Annotated in this window: 13 protein-coding genes; 4 read left to right on the top strand and 9 right to left on the bottom strand. The window is 69.8% G+C overall.

Annotation, left to right across the window (positions count from 1 at the left end):
• Nucleotides 1–7: 7 nt before the first annotated feature.
• The gene (locus tag WMF12_RS21625; RefSeq protein ID WP_437873398.1) at nt 8–2,254 is read right to left on the bottom strand and encodes a type VI secretion system Vgr family protein; all 2,247 of its coding nucleotides are present in this window, start codon (nt 2,252–2,254) and stop codon (nt 8–10) included.
• A gap of 274 nt (nt 2,255–2,528) precedes the next feature.
• Nucleotides 2,529–5,273, bottom strand: a complete 2,745-nt coding sequence (locus WMF12_RS21620; RefSeq protein WP_437873397.1) for a bifunctional acetate--CoA ligase family protein/GNAT family N-acetyltransferase — start codon at nt 5,271–5,273, stop codon at nt 2,529–2,531.
• Nucleotides 5,274–5,457: 184 nt separating this feature from the next.
• Here WMF12_RS21620 and WMF12_RS21615 point away from each other — a divergent pair, with 184 nt between their 5' ends.
• Entirely contained in the window at nt 5,458–7,059 is a 1,602-nt protein-coding gene (locus tag WMF12_RS21615) for a pectinesterase family protein (RefSeq protein WP_437873396.1), read from the top strand.
• A gap of 70 nt (nt 7,060–7,129) precedes the next feature.
• The gene (gene uxuA, locus WMF12_RS21610) at nt 7,130–8,203 is read left to right on the top strand and encodes a mannonate dehydratase (RefSeq protein WP_437873395.1); all 1,074 of its coding nucleotides are present in this window, start codon (nt 7,130–7,132) and stop codon (nt 8,201–8,203) included.
• 187 nt (nt 8,204–8,390) lie between these two features.
• Here the strand turns inward: uxuA and WMF12_RS21605 are convergent, their stop codons facing one another.
• Nucleotides 8,391–12,065: a hydantoinase B/oxoprolinase family protein gene (locus WMF12_RS21605; RefSeq protein WP_437873394.1), complete on the bottom strand. Its 3,675-nt coding sequence runs from the start codon at nt 12,063–12,065 to the stop codon at nt 8,391–8,393.
• Between the two features lie 256 nt (nt 12,066–12,321).
• Between WMF12_RS21605 and WMF12_RS21600 the strand changes: the two genes are divergently transcribed.
• Together WMF12_RS21600 and WMF12_RS21595 are read left to right on the top strand one after the other, a co-directional pair.
• Nucleotides 12,322–13,143, top strand: coding sequence for a hypothetical protein (locus WMF12_RS21600; RefSeq protein WP_437873393.1), 822 nt, complete (start codon nt 12,322–12,324; stop codon nt 13,141–13,143).
• A gap of 175 nt (nt 13,144–13,318) precedes the next feature.
• Nucleotides 13,319–14,932, top strand: a complete 1,614-nt coding sequence (locus WMF12_RS21595; protein ID WP_437873392.1) for a serine/threonine-protein kinase — start codon at nt 13,319–13,321, stop codon at nt 14,930–14,932.
• A gap of 24 nt (nt 14,933–14,956) precedes the next feature.
• Here WMF12_RS21595 and WMF12_RS21590 read toward each other — a convergent pair whose 3' ends face one another.
• The 6 genes from WMF12_RS21590 to WMF12_RS21565 all read right to left on the bottom strand — a co-directional run bounded on the left by WMF12_RS21590 (nt 14,957) and on the right by WMF12_RS21565 (nt 21,961).
• Nucleotides 14,957–16,579 carry a DUF262 domain-containing protein gene (locus WMF12_RS21590; protein WP_437873391.1) on the bottom strand — a complete coding sequence of 541 codons (1,623 nt, stop codon included), beginning with the start codon at nt 16,577–16,579 and terminating at the stop codon, nt 14,957–14,959.
• A 4-nt stretch (nt 16,580–16,583) separates the two neighbouring features.
• Nucleotides 16,584–17,552, bottom strand: coding sequence for a hypothetical protein (locus WMF12_RS21585; RefSeq protein WP_437873390.1), 969 nt, complete (start codon nt 17,550–17,552; stop codon nt 16,584–16,586).
• On the bottom strand, nt 17,549–18,832 hold the full coding sequence (locus tag WMF12_RS21580; RefSeq protein WP_437873389.1) for an AAA family ATPase: 1,284 nt from the start codon (nt 18,830–18,832) through the stop codon (nt 17,549–17,551). The genes WMF12_RS21585 and WMF12_RS21580 overlap by 4 nt, the downstream gene beginning before the upstream one ends.
• Before the next feature lie 67 nt (nt 18,833–18,899).
• Nucleotides 18,900–19,784, bottom strand: coding sequence for a substrate binding domain-containing protein (locus WMF12_RS21575; protein ID WP_437873388.1), 885 nt, complete (start codon nt 19,782–19,784; stop codon nt 18,900–18,902).
• 91 nt (nt 19,785–19,875) lie between these two features.
• Entirely contained in the window at nt 19,876–20,841 is a 966-nt protein-coding gene (locus tag WMF12_RS21570; protein WP_437873387.1) for a bifunctional methylenetetrahydrofolate dehydrogenase/methenyltetrahydrofolate cyclohydrolase, read from the bottom strand.
• Between the two features lie 322 nt (nt 20,842–21,163).
• Nucleotides 21,164–21,961, bottom strand: coding sequence for a hypothetical protein (locus tag WMF12_RS21565; protein ID WP_437873386.1), 798 nt, complete (start codon nt 21,959–21,961; stop codon nt 21,164–21,166).
• Nucleotides 21,962–22,054 lie beyond the last annotated feature (93 nt).

The following is a 22,054-nucleotide window of genomic DNA, read 5'->3' as shown; positions in this document are numbered from 1 at the left end:
GGACGGGTCAGTTCATGTGGATCTTCGATCCCTTGACGTTCACGTTGGCGGCGCTCTCGACGTTCACGTCGCCCTTGGCGTTCACGTTCACGACGCCCGTCGCGCTGACCGTGATGTCCTTGCCCGAGATGTTGATCAGCCCCTCCTTGTCCATCGTGATGACGCTGGCGCCGCAGGTGATCGTGATCTTGTCGCCCACGGTCACCGTCTTGCTCAGCCCGACGCTCTCGGTCTGCACGAGCGCCACGTTCGTCGCCATCGCCCCGCCCACCGTGATCGCGTAGGCCGCGCCCACGGTCAGCGCCTTCGCTGCGCCCACGGTCTCGGCCGAGGCGAGCGCCACCGTCTCCGCCTTCGCCAAGCCGACGCTCACGCTCATGTTCGCGCCGATCGTCTCGCGGTGGTTCGCCCCGACGGCCACGGTGCGGTTCGCGCCGATCTGCTCGCTCTGGTTGACGCCCACGAACAGCGACTCGTTGACGCCCACCGACTTCGTTCGGCTGTTCCCGATGGTGACGCTCTCGTTGTTCCCGACCAGCCGGGTCCGGTCGTTTCCGATGCTCACCGACTCGTCATGCGCGACCGTCCGCGCGCGATCGTGGCCCACGACGAGCATGTCGTCGTGCCCCACCTGCTTCGTGCGATCGTGACCGATGCGCACGGCCTCGTCGTGCTTCACGAGCTTGTCGAGGTCCTTCTCCGCTTGCATGCGCAAGAGCTCCTGGCCCTTCTTGTCCTCGAACATGATCTCGTTGTAGTTGTCACCGCCGCCGCCCGGGGACGATCGACTCTGCCAGCCGCTCTGGGTCTTGTTGTCGGGGAGCTTGTACGGCGTCGTCTGGAGTCCGGTGTACACGCGGCCGACGATGATGGGCCGATCGGGATCGCCTCCGAGGAAGTCGACGATCACCTCCTGGCCGATGCGTGGGAGGTTCGTGCCGCCGAAGCCCGTGCCGGACCACGGCTGGCTCACGTGGATCCAGCAGGAGGAGGTCTCGTCCATCCTCGACTCGCGGTCCCAGTGGAAGTGGACGCGCACGCGGCCGAACTCGTCGGTGTGGATCTCCTCGCCGGGAGGGCCGACCACCGTCGCGCTCTCCACGCCGGCCGTCTTCGGCTTCGGGGTGACGAGCGGCGGCCGGTAGGTCAGGCTGGCGCTCACGGCCTCGCAGGCGCAAGACCATTCGCCGTGCCGCTCGCCGCTGAGCGTGGCGTGCGTCACGAGGAAGGCGCTGCTCGGGGACAGCTCGCTCTTCGGATGATCGAGGAAGGAGACGACGGCGCCTGGCGCGAGATCGAGCGTGTTCGTGTCGAAGGCGACGGTCCGCGCCCCCACGCGCTGCGCGTCGAGCCTGCGCTGCGCCAGAGCGCCGGCTTCTCTCTCGTCGGTCCGGTAACGCCCCCTGTCGTCGGCGACGGGCGTGGGCTGTCCCTTGTCGCTCTCGTACAGGAAGGCGCCGGGCACGTAATGGAACCGCTCGAGCGGCTCCTCCAGCGGCTCCGCGGCCTTCGCCGTGCTGAGGAGAGCGTAGCCCGGCGGCCGTCGGTGGTCGTGATCGCGCACCGAATATTTGCCAGGCCGGATCTGGCGACCGACGCGCATCTTGGTGACGTGCTCGAGGTCGGCGTCCGTCGGGTTGTCGCGGAATGCGATCGATGGCTCTCTCGGGGCGTTCCGGTGCGGGGCCTCGTCAAGGACGAGCCTCGTCTCGCCGTCCTCTGTCGTCTGGAAGTAGAAGCTGATCCCCGCGTCTTCGAGCATCCTGCAGATGAACGCGAAGTCCGTCTCGCCGTACTGGACGCGATACTTGCGCTTCCCGTACGTGGCGGAGATGCGCTCCGACGTCGGGATGTTCCACTCCGCGAGGAGCGTCCGCACGATGTCGAGCTCCGATTGGAGCTGGAACATGCGGTGATTCCGGCGCTGGGTCAGCAGCCACAGCGCTGGTACGAGGACGATCTTGTACGTGGAGACGCCGATGTCCTCGGCCGCCGATTGCTCGATGTGGCTGCAGATGCCCGTCCACGTGCGCGCGCCCCGCCCGACGGCGCTCTGCCGCAGCGTGAATCTCATCGCCTGGCCAGCGATGGCCTCGAAGTCGATGTCTGCGTTGTCCGATACGACGACGAGGGAGATCTCGAACAGCGCGCTCATTCGCTCCGTGACGTGGAAGTGCCGGACATCCAGCCGATCCCCGGAAGCGACGGTGACGTCGATATAGCGGAGCACGTCGGACGGAGAGAAAGTAACCATGCAAACATGATTCAGGAAGCTGTCCCGCCGCGCCAGAGGAAATCGTGCGGGACGGCGCGCTGATCCGACACGTGGATCGCTGCCATTTGCCTGACTGCCATAATCGTAACCAACAGGTCACCTGGAGGACACGAAAGGCACGAATGCGAGGCGTATCGGTTTCAATGATGTTGGCCGCGGACAGGATGCCTGGACGTGGGCGAACCGGGGCCGTCGCGACAGCCGTTCCGTACCCGACAGGTCATTGGGTGGGCACGAGACCCCGTCGGCGCGCCTACAGCGTCAGCTCCGCTCTCGCGGTCGAATCCCCGATCTCGCGCGTCACCCGGAAGCCGAGCTTCTGCGCCACGCGTTGCATCTCCACGTTCTCGGCCAGGATGTCCGCGCTGATGCGGGAGAGCCCCTCGTCGCGGCCGATCTGGACGAGGAGGCCCAGCAGCCTGGAACCGAGCCCCTGCCGCTGGTGCTCGTCGCTGATCAGCAGGGCGAACTCCGCGTCGCGCGTGCCTGGCAGCTTGCTCAGCCGGCCGACGCCGATGATCTTCCTCTGCGCGCCGCCCGCGGGCGGCTTCTCGACGACGAGCGCCATCTCGCGGTCGTAGTCCGCGAAGCAGACGCGCGTCAGCCGCTCGTGCGCGGTGCGCAGATCGAGCTGCATCGGGTAGAAATACCGGAGCCGCACGGTCCGCTCGGACAGCTTCTGGTGAAACTCGACCATCTGCGGCTCGTCCTCGGGGCGGATGGGCCGGATCGTGAACGCCTGCCCGTCCTTGCTCTCGAGCTCCGTCACGTACTGCGTGGGATACTCGCGGATCGCCGACCTGGGGAGCGCGGACTCCGGCGTGTCCGGCGCGTGCAGGACGACGCGGGCGTCGAGGGCGATGGCCCCCTCCGCGCTCACGGAGAGCGGGTTGATGTCGATCTCGCTTATCCATCGCTGCTCGATCACGAGCTGCGAGAACCTCACGAGCAGGTGCTCGAGCATCGTGAGGTCCACCGGCTTGCGGCCGCGCACGCCCTTGAGCGCGCGGTAGATCCTCGTCTGCTCCATCATGCGCCGCGCCAGCGTCGCGTTGAGCGGCGGCAGGCCGAGCGAGCGGTCCTTGAAGATCTCGACGAGCTGCCCGCCGGCCCCGAACAGGAGCACCGGGCCGAACTGCGGATCGATCGAGCTGCCGAGGATGATCTCGTACGCGTCCTTCAGCGAGATCATCGGCTGGACCGTCACGCCCTGGAAGTGCTCCGCGCCGGCCCGCCGAGAGACGCTCTCCTGGATCTCCTCGAACGCCCTGCGCACGGCGTCGTCGTCGCGCAGGTCGAGCTTCACGCCGCCCACGTCGGTCTTGTGGGTGATCGTCGCGCTGTACAGCTTGAGGACGGCCGGATATCCCATCTCCCCGGCCGTGGCCACGGCCTCGTCCGCGCTCCTCGCGACGGCGGTCGGCACCGTCGGGATGCCGTACGCCGCCATGAGCTGCTTCGACTCCACCTCATCCAGGAGCGTCCGCCCCGACGCGCGGACGCCGGCGATGAGCTCCCTGGCCCTCTCGCGATCGACGTTCAACGCCCGCTCGTCCGTGCTGGGCGTCTCGTACAGGGCGCGGAGGGCGTACGCGTAACGGAACATCGAGCAGAACGCGCGAGCGGCGGTGTCGGGGTACTCGAACGTCGGGACCCCGGCGCGGTTCAAGATGGCTTTGCCCGCCTCCACCTCCACGCCGCCCATCCAGCTGGCGAGGACCGGCTTGCCCTCGACGTGCGCGTGCTTGCGCAGCGCCTCGGCGGTCTGGGTCGGCTCGGTCATGTCCTGCGGCGTGAGGATGACGAGCACGCCGTCGTTGTTCGGGTCCTTCGCGCAGATCTCCAGGGCCTTCGCGTAGCGGCCTTCGCCGGCGTCGCCGAGCACGTCGACCGGGTTGTTGCGGCTCCACGCGGCGGGGAGGAAGCCGCTCAGCTCGCCAAGGATCTCCGGCGAGAGCGGCGCCAGCTCGCCGCCGTTCGCGACGAGCGCGTCCGCCGCCAGCACGCCCGGGCCGCCGGCGTTGGTGACGATGCACAGCCGGTTGCCGCGGGGCCGGGGCTGCTTGGCCAGCGTCTCGGCCATGGAGAACAGGTCCGCGATGTCGTTCACGCGCAGCACGCCCACGCGCCGGAACGCCGCGTCGAGCACCTCGTCCGAGCCGGTGAGCGAGCCGGTGTGCGAGGCGGCCGCCTTCGCCGCCGCCTCGCTGCGGCCTGGCTTGATCACGATGATCGGCTTGGTGAGCGCCACCTCGCGGGCGGCCGACAGGAACGATCGCGCGTCGCGCGGGTCGCCGATCGACTCCATGTAGATGAGGATGCTGCTCGTCTTGGGGTCGTTGCCGAGGTGGTCGATCAGGTCGCCCCAGCCGACGTCGAGCATCGAGCCGACGCTGACGAACGCGCTGAAGCCGACCTGCTCCTTGAGGCTCCAGTCGAGCACCGCCGTGCAGAGCGCGCCGGACTGGCTGATGAACGCGACCTTGCCCGGCCGCGCCTGCCCCTTCGCGAACGTCGCGTTGAGCCCGCCGATCGGGTTCATGACGCCCAGGCAGTTCGGGCCGATGATGCGCATCTTCCCGCGGGCGCGCTCCATGATCTGCCGCTCGAGCTGGGCGCCCGGGGGGCCCATCTCCTTGAATCCCGCCGAGATGATGATCGCGCCGGGGACGCCGGCGTCCACGCACTCGCCGATGAGGCCCGGCACGCTCGCGGCGGGCGTGACGAGGACCGCGAGATCCACCTTCGCCGGCACGGCCGCGATGCTCGGATAGGCCTTGATGCCGAGGACGCTCTGCCGCTTCGGGTTCACCGGAAAGACGGTGCCGCCGAACGGGTTGCTGATCAGGTTCCAGAGGAGCGTGCGGCCGACGGCGCCGCTGTTCTCGGTCGCGCCGATGACCGCCACGTTCCGCGGCCTGAAGATGGGGTCGAGGCTCTGAGGCTCCTGACGAAGGACGTCGTGGGCACGGTCGGTCATGGGTACGGAGTCAGCCATGAAGCTCCTCGAGGGGGATGGGGCGGACGCACTGGGGGCCATTGCGCGGGAACGACGATGGCCTTCGTGCCACGCGAACGGGCCGGGAGCATGGGGCGTCTCTGGAATCAGAGCACAAGCACGTTCCGTGCCCTGAGCGCAGATTGCCAGGCCGCGCAGCGCCTTGATACCCTGCGCCGGCGCCATGATCCGCTCTCGACTTTTTCTCTTCGGGCTCCTCGGTCTGTGTTCGATCGCCTGCGAGGGCGCCGGGACAGCGGACGACACGAGCGCCGAGGCGTCCAGCGGCGCCTCGACCGCCGGCGCCTCGACGGCCGGCGCTTCGACCAGCGGCGGATCGACCGGCGGCGGGTCGACCAGCAGCGCGGCGTCGGGCGGCGGCGGGTCGACCAGCAGCGCCGCATCGGGCGGCGCGGGAGCAGGCGGTGCAGGCGCGGCCGGCGGCGGTGAGGGCACGGGCGCGAGCCAAGGCGACGGCGGCGCGGATCCGGTCGACCTCCCTGCCGGCGTGAGCGCGCTGTTCCCCGCGCCGGGCGCCCGGGGGCTGTGCCCGGATCCGCCGCTCCGCATCACGTTCCCCGGCGCTCCGACGCTGGGCAGCGCGGGCGCCGTTCGCGTGTTCAACGCCGCCCGGCCTGGCGCGGCGGTCGCGACGGTCGACATGGCCTTGATGACCGTGAGCGCCACGATCGGCGGCCGGACGTTCAACGTACCTCGCCCGGTGTACGTGGACGGCAACGATGCTGTCGTGTCCTTGCCGTCGCGCGCGCTCGACTACGGCCAGTCCTATTACGTCACGGTCGACCCCGGCGCCATCGTCCCCCCGGGGGGCGGCTCGTTCGCGATCGCGGACGCGACGGCGTGGCGCTTCGACACGGCGGGCGCAGGCCCATCGAGCGTCTCGTCGCTCGATGTGGCGCTCGACGGCACCGGCGACTTCTGCTCCGTGCAAGGCGCGCTCGACGCGGTCCCGGCGAACAACAGGGACAGCGTGCTCATCACCGTTCAGCGCGGGACTCATCACGGGGTCGTCTACTTCGAGGGCAAACACAAGATCACGCTGCGCGGGGCCGATCGCAAAGGCACGGTCCTCTCGGGTACGAACAACAACAACCTGAACCCGAGCACCAGGGGGCGCGCGCTCGTCGGCGCCGACAAGGTGAGCGACCTGATCATCGAGAACCTCACCATCCACAACCTCACGCCGCAGGGCGGCTCCCAGGCGGAGGCGCTGCGGCTCCAGGACTGCGACAGGTGCGTCGTGCGCGACGCCGACATCCTGAGCCTCCAGGACACGCTGCTCTGGTCCGGGCGCCTCTACGCGGACAACTGCACGATCGCGGGGAACGTGGACTTCGTCTGGGGCACGGGCGCGGCGTATTTCAACCGGTGCGAGATCAAGACGGTCGGTCGATCCGGCTACATCGTGCAGGCGCGAAACGGCGACTCTGGCTACGGCTATGTCTTCGTCGACTCGCGCATCACCAGCGACGCCGGCATCACGGGGAACACGCTGGCGAGGATCGACGTGAGCCAGTATCCGGCGAGCCACGTCGCGTACGTCAACTGCACGCTCGGCAGCCACATCTCGCGGGCGGGGTGGACGATCACGGGCGGGTCTCCTCCGCGCTCCCTCCGCTTCTGGGAGTACCAGAGCCGGGACGCGGATGGACGCCTCATCGACACCAGCGGGCGTGCCGCCGGATCGACGCAGATCTCCGCCGAGCAAGCGGCGATGATGCGCGATCCAGCGATCGTGCTCGGCGGCTGGGCCCCTCCGCGCTGAGGCGGCCGCGCGGCGCCTCGAACCCTGAGCTCTGCACGGGATGACCCGTGACGCTGGAAGGACCGAAACGATGAAGATGACCTTTCGCTGGTACGGCGAGAACGACCCTGTGAAGCTCGAGTACATCCGTCAGATCCCGGGCATCTACGGCATCGTCTCGGCTATTTACGATGTGCCGGTGGGCGAGGTGTGGCCGGTCGAGCGGCTGCAGGCGCTCAGGGCGCGCATCGAGGGCGCCGGGCTCCGGTTCGAGGTGGTGGAGAGCGTGCCGGTGCACGAGGACATCAAGCTCGGCAAGCCGGCCCGCGAGCGGCTGATCGACAATTTCTGCCAGAACATCCGCAACTGCGCGGCCGCCGGCGTGAAGGTGATCTGCTACAATTTCATGCCGGTCTTCGACTGGACCCGCACCGAGATGGCAAGGGAGCTGCCCGACGGCTCGCTGACCCTGGCCTTCGACGCCGCGGCGGTGGCCGAGATCGACCCGGAACAAGGCATCTCGCTGCCCGGCTGGGACTCGAGCTACAAGCCGGAGCAGCTCCGCGCCGTCCTCGACGAGTACAGGAACGTCGGCGAAGACGCGCTGTGGGAGCACCTCACGCACTTCCTCCGGCGCATCATCCCGGTCGCCGAGGAGGTCGGCGTCCGCATGGCCATGCACCCGGACGACCCGCCCCGGCCGATCTTCGGCCTGCCGCGCATCGTCAAGAACCGCGACGACCTGATGCGCCTCGTGAAGACAGTCGACTCTCCGGCCAACGGCATCACGCTGTGCTCCGGCTCGCTGGGCGCCGATCTGTGCAACAACATCGTATCGCTGGTGCGCGAGTTCGGCGGCATGGGCCGCATTCCCTTCGGGCACCTGCGCAACGTGGCGGTCCAGGAGGACGGCACCTTCTTCGAATCCGCCCACCTGTCCTGTGAGGGCTCGCTCGACATGGCCGCCATCGTGAAGGCGTACCATGACGTCGGCTTCGACGGCTATGTGCGCCCCGACCACGGCCGCATGATCTGGGGCGAGACCGGCAAGCCGGGATATGGCCTTTATGACCGCGCGCTGGGCCTCGTGTACCTCAATGGGCTGTGGGAGGCCACGTGCAAGCTCTCGTCCGGACCCGCTGCCAAGGCGCCGACTCCTGGATGAGCGGGCGAGCGGGTAGGGGAGCAGGACGCCTGCTATATCAGCGGAACGCGCCTGACAGATCCCCTCATTCGATTGGCATTTTTAACGGGGAAGATTCACGGGAAAATGGTGGGATTTTACTCCCCGTCTCCCTGCCTCCCTGTGAATCTCCCCGAAAAATTCGAGGGGATGCTTCAGGAACGCGCCCTCACGCGGGCACCGGCGCTCCGTATCCGCCGCCCCCCGGCGTCTCGATCACGAACACATCGCCGCTCCCCATCTCGACCGATCCGATGTGCCCCAGCACCTCGACGGCACCGTCCGCGCGCACCACCAGGTTGCGCCCAGGTGCGCCCGCCTGCCCGCCGGCCAGGCCGAACGCGGCCGTCGAGCGCCCGTTCGACAGGATCGACGCCGTCATCGGCTCCAGGAAGCGCACGGCGCGCGTGCCGCCGTTCCCGCCCGGAAAGCGCCCGGCCCCGCCGGAGCCCTCGCGGATCTCGTAGCGATCCAGCCGCACCGGGAAGCGGTGCTCCAGCACCTCCGGATCCGTCAGGCGCGAGTTCGTCATGTGCGTCTGCACGACGCTCGTGCCTGCGAAGCCGCGCTCGGCGCGCGTGCCACCCGCGCCGCCCGCGCCGCTCGCCCCGATCTCGATGCCCGCCCCCGAGCCGCCCGAGATCGTCTCGTAGTACTGGAGCCGCTCGTTGCCGAACGTGAAGTTGTTCATCGTCGGCTGGCTGCTCGCGAGCACGCCGAGCGCCCCGTACAGCGCGTTCGTGACGCAGGTCGACACCTCGACGTTGCCCGCCACCACCGCGGCCGGCGGGCGCGGGCTCAGCATCGAGCCCTCGGGGATGACGACCTCGATGGGCTTCAGGCAGCCCGCGTTGAGCGGGATGTCGTCGTCCACGAGCGTGCGGAAGACGTAGAGCACCGCGGCCATCGTCACAGCGCGGGGCGCGTTGAAGTTGTTCCCCATCTGCCCGGACGTGCCGGTGAAGTCCACGACCGCGGCGCGGCGCTCCCGGTCGATCCGGATGGCCACCTCGATCGTCGCGCCGTTGTCGAGCGGCAGCGAGAAGCGCCCGTCGTGGAGGAGCGCCGGGTCGAGCCGCGCGATCGCGAGGCGCACGCTCTCCTCGGCGTTGTCCTGCACGTGCTTCATGTAGGCCTGCACCGTCGGGAGGCCGAACTGCGCCACCATCGCGGCGAGCTCCTGCGCGCCCTTCTCGTTCGCCGCGATCTGCGCGCGCAGGTCGGCCAGGTTCTGCTGCACGTTGCGCGCCGGGTACGGCCCTAGGCCGAGCAACGCCAGGATCTCCGCCTCGCGGAGCCGCCCGGCCTCGACCAGCTTCACGTTGTCGAGGAGGACGCCCTCCTCCTCGATCGTCCTGGAGAACGGCGGCATCGAGCCCGGCGTGATGCCGCCGATGTCCGCGTGATGTCCGCGCGACGCCACGTAGAACAGCACGCGAGCGCCCGCCTCGTCCCACACCGGCGTGACCACCGTCACGTCCGGCAGGTGGGTGCCGCCGCGGTACGGATCGTTGAGCGCGTAGACGTCCCCCGGCTTCATCCCCGGGTTCCGCGCGATCACGGTCTTGATCGACTCACCCATCGAGCCGAGGTGCACCGGCATGTGCGGCGCGTTCGCGATCAGGCTGCCCTCCGCGTCGAACAGCGCGCACGAGAAGTCGAGCCGCTCCTTGATGTTGACCGAGTGGGCGGTGTTCTGGAGCCGCAGGCCCATCTGCTCGGCGATGTTCATGAACAGGTTGTTGAACACCTCGAGCATCACCGGGTCGACCTCGGTGCCCACCGCGCGCCGCTCCGGGCGCGGCGCCACCCGGGTGAGCACCATGTGGCCGAGCGCGGTGATCTCGGCACGCCAGCCCGGCTCGACCACGGTCGTCGCGTTGGCCTCGGCCACGATGGCCGGCCCGTCGATCCCCGCGCCGCGCCCGAGCCGCTCGCGCCGGTACAGCGCCGCGTCGTGGAACGCCCCCTCGGCGTACATCCGCGCCCGGGCGTCGGCCTCGGGGCGGTGCGGGCGCGCCTCCGCGGGCCGCTCCTCGGCGGCCTCGCCCGGCCCGATCGCCTCCACGGAGACGCTCTCCAGGACGAGCGCCTTGTCCGGCATCAGGAAGGCGAACCGCCTGCGGTAGGCCGCGTCGAAGGCGGCGCGGATCGCCTCCGCGCTGCCGTCGGGCACGACGAGGGCGGTGTCGGTGCCCTCGTAGCGCACGTGGACGCGCCGGACGAGCCGCACCCGCTCCGGCGAGAACCCTTGCGCCACGAGCTCGGCCTCCGCGTCGCTGCCGATGCGCGCGAGCGCCTCGCGCGCCGCGGAGAGCCCTGCCTCGTCGAGCCGCCGCTCCACGGCCGCCTCGCGGATCGCGCTCTGGTCCGAGAGGCCCATGCCGTAGGCCGACAGGACCCCCGCGAGCGGGTGGACGAAGACGCGGCGCATGCCGAGCGCGTCGGCCACGGCGCACGCGTGCTGGCCGCCGGCGCCGCCGAAGCATTGCAGGGTGTACTGGGTGACGTCGTGCCCGCGCGCCACCGAGATCTTCTTCACCGCGTTGGCCATGTTCGCGACGGCGATCTGCAGGAAGCCCTCGGCCAGCTGCTCGGGCGTGATCGGGCGCGACGTGTCGCGCTGCACGTCGGCCGCCATGGCCCGGAAGCGCTGCTCGACGACCTCGCGGTCGAGGGGCGCGTCGGCGCCCGGGCCGAACACGTGCGGGAAGAACTCCGGCTGGATCTTCCCGAGCATCACGTTCGCGTCGGTGACGGCCAGCCGCCCGCCGCGGCGGTAGCACGCCGGCCCCGGGTTCGCGCCGGCCGACTCCGGCCCCACGCGCAGCCGCGCGCCGTCGAAGCCGAGGAGCGAGCCGCCCCCCGCGGCCACGGTGTGGATGCTCATCATCGGCGCGCGCATCCGGACGCCGGCCACCTGCGTCTCGAAGGCGCGCTCGAGCTCGCCGGCGTAGTGCGACACGTCGGTCGAGGTGCCGCCCATGTCGAAGCCGATCACCTTCTCGTGCCCGCCAGCGAGCGCGGTGCGCACCATGCCGACGATGCCGCCTGCCGGGCCGCTCAGGATCGCGTCCTTGCCCTGGAAGCGGCCGGCCAGCGTCAGCCCGCCGCTCGACTGCATGAAGTAGAGCGGCACGCCGGGCATCTGGCTGGCCACCTGCTCGACGTAGCGGCGCAGGATGGGCGACAGGTACGCGTCGACCACCGTGGTGTCGCCGCGCGAGACGAGCTTCATCAGCGGGCTCACCTCGTGTGACGCGGAGACCTGGGTGAACCCGACCTCGCGCGCGATCTCGGCCGCCCGCCGCTCGTGCGCGGTGAACCGGTAGCCGTGCATGAAGACGATGGCGCAGGCGCGGATCCCGGCCTCGAACGCCTCCGAGAGCGGGCCGCGCAGCGCCTCGCCGTCGAGCGGCTCGGCCACCTCGCCGCGCGCGCCGACGCGCTCGCGGGCCTCGACCACGCGCTCGTAGAGCAGATCGTGCAGCGCGATATGGCGATCGAACAGGCGAGGGCGGTTCTGGTAGCCGATGCGCAGCGCGTCGCGGAAGCCGCGCGTGGTGACCAGCACGGTGCGGTCCCCCTTGCGCTCGAGCAACGCGTTCGTGGCGACCGTGGTGCCCATCTTCACGCACTCGACCTCGGCGGCAGAGATGACCTGACCGGGCGCGAGGCCGAGCAGGCGGCGGATCCCCTCGACCGCCGCGTCGGCGTACTGCTCGGGGTTCTCCGACAGGAGCTTGGCGGTGGTGAGCGAGCCGTCGGGCCGCCGGGCCACGACGTCCGTGAACGTGCCTCCGCGATCGATCCAGAACTGCCACTTGTGCGAGGTCGAGGTCATGGAACCCACTCCTTGCCGGCCGCCTCCTCCGCCGCGCTCCGGGTGGTGGGCCTAAGTGGAACATGAAGGCGGGAAGGCTGGAAGAAAAGCTCAATGATCTTAACGTCTTCTCGCCTTCATGGGATTCACTCCGGTGCAAATCAGGCCACCACCCATGGCCCCGTGCGCCCGTCCGGAACCGGCGTTCAGCGCTGTACAACCGTTCGTGCGGCGTGATAAGCGCTCGACCAGCCCTCGAACGAGACAATCTGCTCGAATGTCCAGCAAGCAACCTCCTCCGCACGTCACCGCCGCCCACGCGGCGGGGCTGGCCGCGCTGCTCGGCGCGACGGACGCTGCCGCGGAGAACGAGCGCGCGGGGAGGGCGGAGCGGCACTTCGAGCGGGCACGGCGGGGGCGCTCGGCGCAGCCCGGGCCGCGCGCGAAGCCTGCCGTTGGCCCGCTCCCGTCGCCGCCGGGCGGGAGGTCGAACGCGGGCGGCGCGCGGGAGTACGTGAACGCCGCGCCGACGCGCTCGCCGGTGCTGAACGCGTTCCTGAGCGAGCTCGGCACGGAAGGCCAAGCGCTCGTGCCGGCGAACGTCCACGTCTTCGACGAGCACACCCTCGCGCCGAGGCTCGTCGAGCTCGCGCGCCAGCGGGTGGTCTCCATGCTGCTCGCCGTGGGCAGGACCGAGGTGGCCCTGACCCTGGCGCAGATGCCGTCGATCACCAACGAGCGCGCGGCGCGGCTCTTCATGCGGCAGGCGGTCCACGTAGGCGGCGATCTCGGGGCGATCACGGGCGACTACGCGCGGCACTACCGGCGCTCGGGGGCCCCGGAGCGCGACGACCAGCGCGCGGGCTGCATCATGGCCGCGTTCGCGGGGCGCCTGAGCGCCATGGCGGAGAAGCTCCTCGGCCCGCACGTGCGCGGCGAGCTGCGCGCCGCCCTGGAGGCGCTGACGTCGCAGGGCAGCCCTCCCGCGCGGCGGGCGCGCGCGAGCGATCTGCGCGCGCCGCAGGCCGCCGGGCGAGGCGCCCCCGCGGCGGCGGCGCGCGACGCCGCGAGCTCGGCGGCACGGCCGAGGCGCAAGTAGGCGGCGCGCGCCGCCGCGAGCGCGGCGATCCGGTCGAGGCGCGAGGACGCGGCGCGCGGTCCGGGTCGGATCCTGTTGCGGTGGGCTCGTTCGTTTGCTTCGTTGGGCGCGAGGCGCCCCGGCTGCTCGACCCTGAGCCCCTCGGGTGCGCGTTCCCAGCGAGAGGCCGAGGCTCATGAATTCGCTCGCAGAAGGCAGCGTCGTCGCCGGAAGATACCGCCTCGAGCGCATGCTCGCGCGGGGCGGGATGGGGTCGATCTGGGTGGCCCGGCACCTCCAGCTCGACGCCACGGTCGCGGTCAAGCTCATGGCGCCCGAGTACGCTGCCTCGTCCACCGCGCGGGCGCGCTTCGAGCGCGAGGCGAGGGCCGCGGCGCAGCTCAAGCTACCGAACGTCGTGCACGTGCACGATTACGGGCTCGAGGGCGACACGCCTTTCCTCGTGATGGAGCTCCTCGACGGGGAGGATCTCGAGACGCGGCTCGCGCGGGAGGGGCGCCTCTCCACGGCGGCCACGCTCGGCATCGTCACGCAGGTGTGCAAGGCCCTGCGCCGCGCGCACGAGATGGGGATCGTCCACCGCGACCTCAAGCCCGCGAACCTCTTTCTCTCGCGGCAGGACGAGGACGAGCTCGTGAAGGTCCTCGACTTCGGGATCGCCAAGGCCCAGGGCACGCTGCTGGCCGGCAACGAGACGAAGACAGGCACGCTCGTCGGCTCGCCCTACTACATGAGCCCCGAGCAGGTGCGCCGCAGCAAGACGCTCGACTGGCGCAGCGATCTCTGGTCCGTCGGCGTGATCGCCTATCGCTGCCTCACCGGCCGTCTCCCGTTCCCGGGTGAGGAGATCGGCGAGGTGTTCGTGGCGATCTGCACGGAGGACGTCCCCCTCGCATCCAGCGTCGTGCCGGAGCTCGGGCCCGCAGTGGATGGGTTCTTCTCGCGGGCGCTCGCGCGCGACCCGGCGCATCGGTTCCAGGGCGCGAGCGAGCTCGCCGAGGCGTTCGGCGCGGCGGCCTCCGCGGCGGGCTCGGAGCCCCGACCTCTCCAGCCGTCGGTTCCCGCGGAGGGGGCGTCTCCGCTGCTCGTCGTCCGCGGCGGCACGATGGCCGCGAGCCCAGATGCGATAGGGGGGCGTCCAGATGCGATAGGGGGGCGTCCAGATGCGATAGGGGGGCGTCCAGATGCGATAGGGGGGCGTCCAGATGCGATAGGGGCGCGTCCAGATGCGGCGAGCCCTGGAATGATGGGACCGAGCCCCGGCACGATGGGCGCCGTCTCCAGCGCGTCCTTGCCCACGCTGCGAAACGAAGCAGGGCCCCCCTTCCACGGCTCTCCGAGCGCTGGCGCCTCGGAGGGCGCTGCGCCGGCGTTCCAGGGGTCCATCAGCACGTTGACGTCGGCCGGAAATACCCTCGCCCCGACGAAAGCTGACGGCCGCCGCGTCTGGATCCCGGTGGCCCTGGGCGCGAGCGCGCTCGCCCTGGGGCTCATCACCTATGCGGTCCTTCGCGCCCCCGCGCCGGACGGCGAACCGACGTCGCGGCCCGAAGCGGCGGCCTCGCCTGCCGCCGCGTCCGCGCTGTCCGCAGCCGCGCCGTCTACCGCGTCACCGGAGCCTTCGCCGCCGCCCTCTCACAGCGCCCCCGCCGCCCCGAGCGCGCCTTCAGCCCCCGCCGCCGCGACAAGCGCATCCGCGGCCCCGCCGCCTTCGCCTTCCGTCAGAAAAGGGCCGCCGCAGCCCGTCAGGCCCAGGACCGCTCCTGACGATCCCACCGATCATATGTGACCGACTTCTCGAAGCTGGCGTCATCTACTGCGAAGGTGCCCCCTGGTTCAGCAACTCCAGATGCCTGGCCACGAACTCCTCCTCCAGCCGGTTCAGATCGGCTTCGCGCTGCGCGACGAACGCCTCGAGGTTGTCCGAATCGAGAGAGGCGCACGCGGCGTCGCTCACCACGTGGCTTCGCAGCCAGTCACGCCGGCGCTCCCGCTCCGCGGGCGCCAGCGCTGTCGGGAGGGCAAGCAATCTCGACCGGAACGCAGCTGCGTCTTCGGGGGGGACCAGGAAGCGATTGCCGGCACAGGCGAAGCGGCTTGCCGAGAGGCGCTGGCGGGGTGCGCCCTGGAGCAGGCTATCGCCCAGGCGCTCGGCGCTCGTCCGCCCGGGCCATGGCACCTTCTCTCCGCCGGATTGCTGTGGGCTCACCTCTGCCAGGCGCACGGCCAGCGCTTTCCCTCGCGCAGAGCGGAAATCGAAGCGCGCTGGCAGCGGCCGGCGGCTGAAAGGTTTCCAGCCTGGCCAAACGAGGATGCCGGTGCGCGCCGTCTCCTGAAGCGCCTCATGCACGCGCTGCAGCCGACCGCCGCTGATACCTGCGAAGAGCTCCGCGTACGTTGTGAGCCACAGCCAGGCCGCAAGCAGCTGGTCGATATCCCGGTGCCAGTGGTGCAGAGGGTTCAAGGACGCCGCGAGGAGGACGATCTGACGGCCATAGGGGACCAGGGCTGGTGAAGATAGCCCTTGTGTATGCAAGAACTCCGCGGCCATCTCGAGCGATCGAACCGCCACTTTCAACGTATCTGGCTGCGACCGAAGCTTGCTCGCGATCGCCCTCGCCATGTTCTTCTCGTACAAGTCGACGCCCAGCGTCAGCGCGCAGGTGTCGAGGAGGATATCGTCCTCGATCTCGCCCCAGCCGATCGGTGCGAGGATCTCTTCTTTCAGCGTGTGCACCCGCTCCAGGAGATCGAAATCTGGCGACCAGCTCAGCGCGTGCGCGACGTGGAGCCTGCCGACCGGCACACCCTGCGTATTGATGCGCTCGAACGCCTGCGCCGCGACAGCCAGATCCTCGGTTACCAGTGGAATCACAGGGATCTTGCACCGGTCAAACGCGTTGAACACTGCTTCGGCATTCTCGATCCAGCGCTCCTCGGGGAGCTCGCGTTCCCACCTCATCAGATCCATACGCTGGAGCAGGATACCCATGGGCAGCCATCTCTTCGCGGGCGTGCCTTCCTGCGGTTCCGTACAGAAGTCCATCGTGTCCAGATCGAGGTAGAATCCCGCTTCTGCATCTTCATCGTCGGCAGGCGCATCCTCCTGATGAAGCGCGCTGTAGAGCGTCGACAGGCGCTGGAACCCGTCGAGCACATACTGTCGCGTCGAACCAGGACCGAGCTTGGGCCGTTCGATCCGATGGCGCCCGATGTGCTCGTAGGAAGGGAGCTCTTGGGTCCGGGTGCGCCAGACCATGATCGAGCCTATCGGGAGGCCGTCGCGGATGCTGCGAAGCAGCTCGATCTGCCGGTCGACGTGCCACAGGAAAGGCCGCTGGAACCGCGGCACAAGCAGGAAGCCTTGCCGGATGTCCTCCAGGAGTTGGGTCAGCGAGGTGACGTACGGATCGGCGACGTAAGAAGGGTTACCCATGACGCTACCTCATCCATGCGAGCAGCTCGGTGATCGCGCCGTTCACCTCGGCGAAGGTACCATCGGCGATGAGGTCCGCAGTCCGGACGCGCCCATCTCCGAAGACGTCGCGCAGCCTGGGACCGAAGCCTAGATCGAGCCGACGTCGCAGCTCAACGTCGAGCGCCTCCGCGCCGTAGAGATCCTCGGCTATGCCGTCGGCGCTGCGCGCGTCTTTCCGGAGACCGTGCTTCATGTTGAAGAACGACCGATGGTCTTGCGTTGGCATGGCGTAGAAGGCCTCGACCCGCTCCTGCATGTCCTTCGCCTCGCCCCACTCCTCGAGCGCATTCCGCGTCACGTAATTCTCGATTGCGCGGCGCTTCAGCATATGATGCGGAACGCGCCGGCCGCAGGCCGCGCTGAGCTTTCGGGCCTGAGCACTGGGCTGACCCGCGCGGCGTGCGTCGCTATCGAACAGCACCCACAACGTGAGCCGCTTGATGGGATCGCGCTTCCACTCCTGTACGGAGCCCTCCATCTCCGTAATGCCGCCGCCATGCTCTATGGCCAGCCACTCCTGCTTCTGCCGTTCCTCCAGCTCGGCGCGCTGTGCATCGTTCGCCATCGTCAGGAGGAACCGGAAATCGTTCCCGCGGTTCTCCACGAGCACCCGAAACGGGCGACGAAGCAGGCGCGTCGCCTCGGCCAGCGTCACCGTCGGTGGAGCGCCGTCCCAGTCCGTTCCGCTGCAGACCACCCGGATCTCACGCCGCGCGGGCTCGCGCGCCTCGGCCTCGGCGCTCTCCTCGAGCGCCAAACGACACTCTTCCTGCGCGTCACGTCCAAGCCCAGCGAGCCATGTGGTGTAACCTGTCCCCGCCTCGTCGACAATGATCCGGTGCCTCCGCTCAAGTGCGAGTTGGAAGAGCAGCAGCATGTCCATGACGAAGCTCGGACCGGTAAACACGGCGTCGTCGATGACCACCTTCACGAAGCACCGGCCCGCTTGCGACGTTCGGCCAGGATCTGCCGCGCGAGCAACGTGTCCTCGGAGAAGACGCCAGGCGGCCACTTGTCGCCGATGAAACGCGCGTCCGCGTCGAGCTCGATGGACTCCACGGACGACCCCGCCTCGTGTTGCCACACCCAGTGTACGATCACGTGCTTCGGGTCGATCTCTCCACGGAGCACGGAGAGCTGCACGCGAGAGAGGAAATTCTCGGAGTGGGTCTCCACGATGAACCGCGCATTGCTCGACGCGACAACTTGCGTCAAGAACCACGCTACCTCCTCGTGGGCTCGCGGATGGAGGTGCAACTCCGGGTGTTCGACCACGACGGTCGGGCTTCCGTCGAGCCGACCGTGCTTCGCGAGGGCGCCGAGGACGGCGACCGGCAGCACCTGCGCCATCCCCTCTCCCGTGTCGATCAGGTTCACCCTGAAATCCGGCCCTTCCAGCGACGAGAGGGTCAAGGTGAAGCCGGGCACCGCCCCGATCGCGACCTCCTCGACGTTGAGATCGTGGCTCGTGGCCTTCCGGTAAAAGGCCCGCACCTCATCGACCACAGCTCGATCTCGGGAATTTGCATACGCGAGTTGCTCTGCCGCTCCCGAGCCGTCCTCGCGGATCCTTGGAGGTTTGCCGCGGAACTCGCTCCGGCGCGGCGGTACCGTTCGTACTGCGGAGAGCCAGTGGATGCTGCCGGTCAGACTTAGGAGCCGCTCGCGCACGCCACGCAGGGCAGCGGCGGCCTGCTCTGGAAGCAGCTGCGCACCCTCGGCGAGCGCTGGCACGAGCCCTTGGAACGCGAACGGAGCTTCCAGTTCGCCCCACGCGGCGCCAGTCACCTCGTACAGGGAGTTGACCTCATCCTTAAGGAGGAGCTGCAGCAAGCGTGCTCCGTTGCGGCTGTACGCTTCGAGGCGCTCGACCCACTCGATCGCCTGGAATCCGCCGCCCAAGATGCGCACCTCGAGCCGCGCCACCTCGCTCGCGTCATCGTCCCAGGACAGGCCGAAGCCTACGGTTGCAGAGCGGCCGTACGCGCTCTTGAGCTCGACGAACGTTGCTCCCCGAACGGCCTCGCTCCGTGTATCGAGCGGACCGGCGGCGTCGCGCCGGGTGGAGTCAGCGAGGAGCGGCAGCGCGCGGACGAGGGAGCTCTTGCCGCGGCTGTTGTAGCCGAAGACGAGGGTCAACGGCCGGATGTCCAGGGTGGTAGGACGAGCGAAGGCGCGGAAATTATCGACGCTCACGGCGGAGAGTGCCATGGCGCGACCCTACCACGGCCTAGCGCCTTGGTCGTCGCGACGGGGCATCCCATGCGCAGACGACGCATCAAGCGCCGGGTCGGCGGCCGTTCTGAGCGCGTTTGTGATTTTCAGGCGAGCCGTCGTCCATCTGCGCCTCGTTCGCCCGTATCTCCCTCCCCCGGTCGCGCAGCGCGGAGCTCATGCGCTCACGCACGAGGTCGAGGAACACCTTGACCTTCGGCGACAGGTGTCGCGTGCCGGGATAGACGGCGTGGAGCGGCACGTCGGCCGGGCTCCACCCGTCGAGCACGCGCGAGAGGCGCCCCTCGCGCACGTCCAACTCGCAGCGCATGGCGGGCAGCATCCCGACGCTCACGCCCGCGAGCACGATCCGGTGGAGCACCTCGAGGTCGTTCGCCGTCGCCCGCGGCGTCACGCGCACCTCCGCGCGCCGCGCGCCACGGTGGAGCACCCACCGCGCGCCGGGCGGCCCCACCGCGCGCGCCCCAGTGGACACCAGGACGTCGTGCCCCGCGAGATCCGACGGCGCGCGCGGGGCGCCGCGGCTCGCGATGTATGCGGGGGCCGCCACGAGGTAGCGCGGGAGGGCCCCGAGGTGGCGTGCGACCAGCGAGGTGTCGCTGGGCGCGCCGAGCCGCAGCGCGGCATCGAACCCCTCCGCGACGAGGTCGACGATGCGATCCGTGCAGACCACCCCCACGCTCGCCTCGGGGTGGCCGCGCAGGTGCTCCGCGACCACGCCGCCGATCCACCCGAAGTGCAGCGGCGCCGTGATCCGCAGGAGCCCGCGCGGCCCGTCCTGCATCTGCGTCACGGCCCGGTCCGCGTCGACGTCGGCGGCGAGCTCATCGAGCGCATCCGCGCGGGCAATGGCGCCGTGCAGACCGACACCGTCGAACGCGTGACGGGGCGGAGACCGATCCCCTTCGAGGCCTGGACGCGCGAGCACGCGCGGGCCTGGACCGGAGGCTGACGCCGGCGAGAACAGGCGATGTCGGCGCCGCGCGTCCGCGCGCGTCAATGCCCCGCGCGAGCCGAGCTCACCCGCCCGGGTGGGTGTTCTTGTAGAGCCGCAGGCTGTTTCGGATCGCCATCGTCACCGTCATGGGGCCGACGCGGGGCACGAACACGCTCGCCTTGCTCTGGATATCGTCGCTGAAGTTCTTGAAGGTGGAGAAGTTGATGCAGAGGGCGCCCGCGCGGATCTCGGCGCCCTGCACGACCGGGAAGCTCCGCGAAGGCACGCCGGTGACCACGATGTCGGCCTGCCGCAGCGCGGTCGCCCGGTCCACGGTCGTCTCGCGCACCTCGTGCATGTCGCCCGAGGAGCTGGGCACGAAGAGCAACGGACCATCGATGTCGAACGAGGTCACGTGGGCTCCGTCGTGCGCCATCATGCTCGCGAGCGGCCTCCCGACGACCTCGCTCCGGTTGAAGATGCACACGCGCCGGCCCTCGAGCGGCCGCTCCCCCTCGCCGAAGAAGCCGGCCGCCTCGACCAGCTTGAGGATGGCCAGCGGCGTGCACGGCAGGATCGCCTTCCTGGTCTTCGCCTCGTCCAGGAAGCGCTGGTTCTGGTACAGGCAACGTGCCCAGAACGTGTGGAGCCCCTCGATGTCCTTCGCGGGATCGACGCTGTCCCGCAAGTACACGTCCTGCTCCGTGCCGAAGATCGGGTAATACACCATCATCCCATGCACGCGCGCGTCCTCGTTCGCCGCGCGGATGGCATCCTCGGCGTCGAGCCGCGTCGCGTGGCGGATCTCGAAGCGGACCCCCACGTCCTCGCACGCCTTGCGCGTGTACTCCGCGTACGTGTACGACGGCCCGTGATCCGCCGCGAGCACACCGACCAGGACCAGCGGCTCGGGCAGCGCCGCGAGCTCCGCCCGGATCTCGCTGCGGAACGTCTCCGCCACCGCGGTCGGATCGAGGACGCTGGCCGTGCGCGTGCCCGGGCTCGGCGGAATGTGGTGAGGGTCCATCCTGGGGGCGGAGACGAGCACGCGCGAGCATCGGTGTCAAGTTTCCGTCGGGGCAACACGCTCGACTCTGCCTGCTCCTACTCCCACTCTGATTCCTTCTGATTCCTTCTGATTCCTTCTGTTCCCTTCTGGTTCCTTCTGCTTCCCGCTTCCCGCCGGCGCGATGCGCGATCGGTGACTCGGGCGCTTCGTGGTATGGAGTTCCCGGTAGGGCGGTATCGCGCCGCGCTGGACGCGCGGCGTGCCCCATCCTAACCATGGTTCCTGCCGGGCCTGAGGAAGAGAGCGGGCAGGGGGCCGAGACTCCAGCCCTCCGGAGAGCGGCCGTGCCTGGCTCACGAGCTCATCGCGAGGAGGACCGCCGCTCCGGGCCCGCCTCCACCACGGGCGCCGCCACGCGGTTGCTCTCGGCCTCGGCGGGGCTGCCGGCGCCGGGCACGCGGAGGAGCATACCGCCCTTGCCGCGCAGCTCGTCGACGAAATTCGCTCCGAACACCTCCTCGGGCGTGTCGCCGTCGCGTCCGCCCATGCCCGAGAGCCCCTCGAGGCTCGCGAGGTTTCCGTCCCGGCGTCTGGGCGCCGGACGAGAGCGCAAGATATCGTCCCGGGTCACCTTCAGCGCCACCACGTCCTCGCGCATCACGTCGATCCAGGATGCGGGGAAGTCGGCCTCGGCGCCCGCGGGGCCGCGCACGCGGATCCGCGAGATGTCGTTTCCGGGATCGTTCGCGCCGATGCCCACGAGCTGCGCCTCGGCCTCGTCGGCGGTCATCACCCGCGTGTCGGGGCCGAGCTCGACCGTATCGTCCGTGACCCCGAGCGCCTCCTCCAGCTCCTGCCTCCGCTCGGGCGGCTGCGGCACGAGCGAGGTGTCGACGCGCCCCGGCGGCTGCGCCGTCGTCCGCCCGTCGTAGTACCGAGGCAGCGCCAGGAGCTCGTCCCGGCCGGGCCGTAAGCGGAGGTGCCCGTCCGCCGTGCCCTGCACGAGATCCATCGAGATCAGCAGCTCCTCGCTCGCCAGCGGAGAACGGAGCACCACGTGGGTCAGCACGCCCCGCTCCCGGTCGACCAAGACGCGGTCGAGCACGCCCGCATCGAGGCCGCCGTCGGCCATCACGGGCATCTCGAAGTCGATCTGCATGATCCCCTCCTCGGCGGCGAAACGCCTTGCGCTCGGGCGAGAACCTGAGACGGTCGGATCCCGATGTCCAGGGGAGCGCGGCGCGGACCCTCG

This window comes from Sorangium sp. So ce363, assembly GCF_051520435.1.
Taxonomy (GTDB): domain Bacteria; phylum Myxococcota_A; class Polyangia; order Polyangiales; family Polyangiaceae; genus Sorangium; species Sorangium cellulosum_B.
The sequence above is the reverse complement of the archived record's forward strand: the minus strand, read 5'-3'. Positions and strand labels throughout refer to the sequence as shown.